Origin of the sequence: Kineococcus vitellinus, assembly GCF_009906315.1 — a bacterium.
In the GTDB taxonomy this organism is placed as follows: Bacteria; Actinomycetota; Actinomycetes; order Actinomycetales; family Kineococcaceae; genus Kineococcus; species Kineococcus vitellinus.
This window is the reverse complement of record NZ_JAAALL010000299.1, coordinates 1-5232: the sequence shown is the minus strand read 5'-3', so window position 1 is coordinate 5232 and position 5232 is coordinate 1. Positions and strand designations below refer to the sequence as shown.

Genomic DNA, 5232 nt, shown 5'->3' with positions numbered 1-5232 from the left:
CCCCCCGCTCGACCCGCCGGCCACCCCGCTGCGCGCGGCCGGGGCCGACCTCGCCGGGCTGGAGGTCGCCGGGCGGCAGTGGGCGCGGTGGTGGGCCGGCGCCTTCCCCGGCGGGCCGGGCGCCCTGACCTCCATCCTGCCGCCGCGCTTCGAGGGCCTGGCCGGGATGCCGGAGCTGCGGGGCCTGGCCGAGCTCGGCATCGACGACGCGGTCGGCTGGGCCGCGGCCGCGCGCGCCCTGGAGGAGCGGGTCCTGCGGCGCACGCCCACCGCGCTCTTCGAGACCAACGTCCTCACCGCGGTGGAGCGCGAGCTCGGCCGGCGCATCCGCCCGTTCTCCCTGGAGGTCCTCGTGCTGCCCGTCGCGGGCACCGGCAGCTGGGACGTGGCCGGCCACCCGGTCGTCTCGCTGGGCCTGCGCGCCGACCGCGACGCCTACCTGGAGTGGCTGCGCGGCCGGCTCCTCGCGCTCGGCCGCGCCCGGTGGGGCGGCGGGGTGGGCGGGGGCGATCGCAGCGGGCAGCCCTGACGCGCCGCGAGGGCGGCCCCGCAGACGGGACCGCCCTCGCGCGTGGGGTGAGTGACGGGACTTGAACCCGCGACTTCCTGGACCACAACCAGGTGCTCTACCAGCTGAGCTACACCCACCACGGCACGGGCGGCGCTGGCGCGCCGCGGACGTGACAGGGCGAGGATACACGGGTGGGGGGCTGGTCCGGCACGCCGGACCACCCGTTCAGGCCCTCAGCGGCCCCTCGGTGGCGGCGGCGGCCGCCTCCGCGTCCTGCGGCTTCAGCTCGAAGCGCTCGCCGGCCGCCCTGGTGGTCTCGGAGTCCGGGCCGGGCTGCGGCACGAAGAGCACCTCCCGGTAGTACTTCAGCTCCTGGATGCTCTCGCGGATGTCCGCGAGCGCCCGGTGGCCGCCGTGCTTCCTCGGGGTGTGGAAGTACACCCGCGGGAACCAGCGCCGGGCCAGCTCCTTGAGCGAGGACACGTCGATGAGCCGGTAGTGCAGGTGCTCGGTGAGCTCGGGCATGTCGCGGGCCAGGAAGGCGCGGTCGGTGTGCACCGAGCTGCCGGCCAGCGGCGCCTTGCGCGGCTCCGGCACCCACTGCCGCACGTAGTCCAGGACGGCCCGCTCGGCCTCGGCCAGCGTGCGCCCGGCCGGGATCTCCGCCAGCAGCCCCGAGGAGGTGTGCATGTCGACGACGACCTTGTCCATCGCCTCCAGCGGGGCCTGCGGGGGCTTGATGACGACGTCGACGCCGTCGCCGAGGACGTTGAGGTCGGCGTCGGTGACGAGGACGGCCACCTCGACGAGCGCGTCGTCGCTCAGGCTCAGCCCGGTCATCTCGCAGTCGATCCAGACGATGCGATCGGTGACCTTGTCGTTGCTCACCGGGCCAGCGTAGAGGCCGGGCCGGGCCCGGGAGGGGAGGACCCGTAGGCTCGGCGCATGCCGGCGCAGCAGGTCAGCGCCGCCGCGCCCCGCCCCTCGCCGGCCCGGCGTCCGCGGTCGCTGCTCGTCCCCACGGTCTTCGTCCTGCTCGTCTGCGGGGTGCTCAGCTTCACGGCCGTCGCGATGGAGGTCGGGCTGTCCGGCGCCCTGCCGGCGCTGGCCCTCGCCGCCGTCCCCGTCGGCCCGGTGCTGGCCACCGTCTGCTGGCTGGACCGCCACGAGGCCGAACCCCCGCACCTGCTCGCCTTCGCCTTCGGCTGGGGCGCCTGCGTGGCCAGCCTGGGCGCCCTGGTGCTCAACTCGGCCTCCTCGCGGCTGCTCGACCGCGCCGTGGGGGACGTGACCAACACCTCCGTGCTCGTCGCGCCCGTCGTGGAGGAGGTCCTCAAGGGGCTGGGGGTCCTGCTGCTGCTGCTGCGCCAGCGCCGGCAGTTCGACGGCGTCGTCGACGGCATCGTCTACGCGGCCTTCGTCGGCGTCGGCTTCGCCTACCTGGAGAACGTCCTCTACCTCGGCCGCGCCCTCGGCGACGACCAGCCGGCGTCGCTGGTCGTGGTGTTCGTGCTGCGCTGCCTGGTCTCCCCGTTCGCGCACCCGCTGTTCACGATGGCCGTCGGGGTCGGGCTGGGCCTGGCGGCCCGGCACCGCTCGCCGCTGCGGCGCGTCGGCGCCCCCGTGGCCGGTCTGGTCGTGGCCGTCGTCCTGCACGCGCTGTGGAACGCCAGCGCCGGCGCGGGGGCGGGCACCTTCGTGGAGCTGTTCCTGCTGCTGCAGGTGCCCGTGTTCGCCGCGGCCGTCGCGGTGGCGCTGGCCGCCCGGGTCCGCGAGACCCGCCTGGTCGCCCGGCACCTGCAGGTCTACGTGCGCACCGGCTGGCTGGCGGAGGCGGAGGCCGAGCAGCTGGCCTCCGCCTCCGGTCGCCGGCGGGCCCGCGCCCTGGCCGCCGCCCGCGGGGGCCGCCCGGCGGCCCGGGCCGTGCGCGACTTCCAGGAGACCGCCACCCAGCTGGCCTTCCGCCGCGACCGCATGCGGCGCGGCACGAGCGAGTCGACGCCCGAGGAGGAGCTGGAGCTGCTGCGGCGGCTGTCCGGCGAGCGCGCCCGCGTCGTGGGCCTGCTCCCGCACTGGCCGCCGGTCGCGGCGCGCTGAGCACGGGCACCGGTGCGAGCACCACCGGCTGAGACGCACCTCACGTGTGAGCCGGGACACCGTCCGCCTCCCCGGGCGGCGCCCCGGGCCCGCGAGGTCGTAACCTGCTGCGGTCCGGCACGCGACGATGCACGAGGAACAGAGGGTGAGTCCGTTGCCCGCAGCGAACCGCTACGACGCCGTCCTCATCGGCGGCGGGGTCATGAGCGCCACCCTGGCGACGATGCTGTCGCAGCTCCAGCCGGACTGGTCGATCCTGGTCCTGGAGAAGCTCGACACCGTCGGCTCCGAGAGCTCGGACATGTGGAACAACGCCGGCACCGGCCACTCGGCGCTGTGCGAGCTGAACTACACCCCGGCCCGGCCCGACGGCACCGTCGACATCGCCAAGGCCGTGCAGATCAACGAGCAGTTCCAGCTCAGCCGGCAGTTCTGGTCCTCCCTCGTCGAGAGGGGCGTGCTGGCCCACCCCGGCGACTTCATCAACTCCGTCCCGCACATGAGCTTCGTGCGCGGCGGCGACGTGGAGTTCCTGCGCGCCCGCTTCGAGGCGCTGTCGCAGCACCCGCTGTTCGCGGGCATGCAGTGGTCGGACGACCAGGCCGAGATCGGCGAGTGGGCCCCGCTGCTCACGGCCGGCCGCGCGCCGGGGGAGCGGGTCGCCGCCACCCGCGCCGACGCCGGGACGGACGTCGACTTCGGCTCGCTCACCACCTCGCTGTTCGCCGGCGCCGCCGCGGACGGCGTGGAGCTGCTCACCGGGCACGGCGTCAAGGACCTGCGCCGGCGCGGGTCCGGCTGGACGGTCGTCGGGGAGAGCTCGGCCGGCACCTTCGAGGTCGCGACGCCGTTCGTGTTCGTGGGCTCCGGCGGCGGCGCGCTGCACCTGCTGCAGCGCAGCGGCATCCCGGAGGGCCAGGGCTTCGGCGGGTTCCCCGTCAGCGGGCAGTGGCTGCGCTGCACCAACCCCGAGGTGATCGCCCAGCACGCCGCGAAGGTGTACGGGCAGGCCGAGGTCGGCGCCCCGCCCATGTCGGTGCCGCACCTGGACACCCGCTACTCGCACGGCACGAAGGCGCTCATGTTCGGCCCCTACGCGGGGTTCTCGCCGAAGTTCCTCAAGAAGGGCTCGCTGCTGGACCTGCCGCTGTCGGTGCGCCCGCACAACCTGCTGCCGATGCTGGCCGTGGCGCGCGACAACGTCTCGCTCATGACCTACCTGGGCAAGCAGATCGTGCAGTCGATGGACCAGCGCATCGAGGCGCTGAAGGTCTTCCACCCGGCCGCCCGCGAGGAGGACTGGGAACTGCTCACCGCCGGCCAGCGCGTGCAGGTCATCAAGAAGGGCCCGCGCGGCGGGGTGCTGCAGTTCGGCACCGAGCTCGTGCACGCCGCCGACGGCTCGGTCGCCGCGCTGCTGGGCGCCTCGCCGGGCGCCTCCACGGCCGTCGACGTCATGCTGCGGCTGCTCGCGCAGTGCTTCCCGGCCCACCAGGAGGCCTGGCGCGAGGGGCTGAGGGCGATGGTGCCCTCCTACGGCACCAAGCTCTCGGAGGACCGCGACCTGCTGACGCGCACCTTCGAGCGCACCCGGGACGCCCTGCAGCTGGTCGCCTGAGCTCACCGCTCCCGGGCCGGCGACCGCTCGGCGTCCACGAGCGCGTCGACGGCCCGGGCGAAGGCGTCGCCCGGGCCGCGGACGACCTTGCGGGCGAACGGCGCGCCGCTGGCGCGGGCCGCCGGCACGTCCCCGAGCCCCAGCGGCTGCGGGTGGGCGAGGTCGTCGCCGACGAACGCGGTGTACGAGGTCGGCGCGGCCGCCACGCGCAGGGGCGGGGCGGCGTGCAGCACCGAGTGCGCGAACGACTCGTCGGGCAGCAGGGTCGAGGCGAAGAAGGCGCGCAGCGCGTCGTCCTCCCCGGCCGCCAGCAGGGTGGCGACGGCCCGTCGCGACAGGGTCGCCCAGAACGAGCCCTTGCGGTAGGGCAGCGGGGGCGCCGCCTCCCGCCGGGGGTGCGAGAAGACCCAGGTGCGCCCGCCGGCCAGGCGCAGCGGCGCCCGCCGCCCGCCGAGGCGCTGCAGGCGGGCCGCCGCCCGCAGCAGCGTCGTCGCGGCCGCCCCCTCGGCGGGCACGCGGTGCCAGCAGCGCCTCCACCGCTCGTCGTAGTCGCGCTCGTCCGGCCGCAGCAGCGCGTCGGCGCCGGAGGCCACGACCTCGCCCTCCCAGGCGGCCAGGTCGCGCACCGGGTGGTCCTGGCCGGAGACGACGACGGTCCAGTCGGGGTCCCAGCGGCGGCGGGCCTCGGCGAGCGCCTCCAGCTGGGCCGCCACCAGCGACCAGTGGCCCCAGTGCGGCCGGATGCGGCTGAGCAGGACCTCCGCGCCCGCGGCGCGGGCCGCTGGGGCGTCGAGGAAGCCGGGGCCCTGCGCGTGCCGCAGCAGCACGTGCGCCGACGGGGACAGCTCGCGGACGCGGCGCGCGGTGGCCAGCACGGCCTCCGCGTCCACGTGGCACAGCAGGACGTACGCGAACGTCTCGGCCACCGGGTCCCGCCTCTCCTGCGAGGGGCCCCAGTGGAGCCTTCAACAACAGTGGAGCAGGTGGTGTCCCGCGGCAACTCGTC

The 5232-nt window shown here is 75.8% G+C and carries 4 protein-coding genes, 1 tRNA gene and 1 pseudogene; 3 read left to right on the top strand and 3 right to left on the bottom strand.

Features of this window, described 5'->3' with window-relative positions; genetic code table 11:
• Positions 1-529 (top strand): annotated as a pseudogene (locus tag GTQ99_RS19410) (hypothetical protein); the annotation flags it as partial.
• Positions 530-572: 43 nt separating this feature from the next.
• On the opposite strand, the gene GTQ99_RS19405 reads toward GTQ99_RS19410, so the two are convergent.
• A tRNA-His gene (locus tag GTQ99_RS19405) sits at positions 573-648 on the bottom strand.
• Positions 649-736: 88 nt separating this feature from the next.
• Positions 737-1351 carry an oligoribonuclease gene (gene orn / locus GTQ99_RS19400; protein ID WP_205707836.1) on the bottom strand — a complete coding sequence of 205 codons (615 nt, stop codon included), beginning with the start codon at positions 1349-1351 and terminating at the stop codon, positions 737-739.
• Between the two features lie 105 nt (positions 1352-1456).
• On the opposite strand from orn, the gene GTQ99_RS19395 reads away from it, so the two are divergent.
• Together GTQ99_RS19395 and GTQ99_RS19390 are read left to right on the top strand one after the other, a co-directional pair.
• On the top strand, positions 1457-2608 hold the full coding sequence (locus tag GTQ99_RS19395) for a PrsW family intramembrane metalloprotease (RefSeq protein ID WP_166617352.1): 1152 nt from the start codon (positions 1457-1459) through the stop codon (positions 2606-2608).
• Positions 2609-2735: 127 nt separating this feature from the next.
• Positions 2736-4226: a malate:quinone oxidoreductase gene (locus GTQ99_RS19390; protein ID WP_166617351.1), complete on the top strand. Its 1491-nt coding sequence runs from the start codon at positions 2736-2738 to the stop codon at positions 4224-4226.
• A gap of 2 nt (positions 4227-4228) precedes the next feature.
• On the opposite strand, the gene GTQ99_RS19385 is transcribed toward GTQ99_RS19390, so the two are convergent.
• The gene (locus tag GTQ99_RS19385; protein ID WP_166617350.1) at positions 4229-5152 is read right to left on the bottom strand and encodes a beta-1,6-N-acetylglucosaminyltransferase; all 924 of its coding nucleotides are present in this window, start codon (positions 5150-5152) and stop codon (positions 4229-4231) included.
• Between the last annotated feature and the right edge of the window lie 80 nt (positions 5153-5232).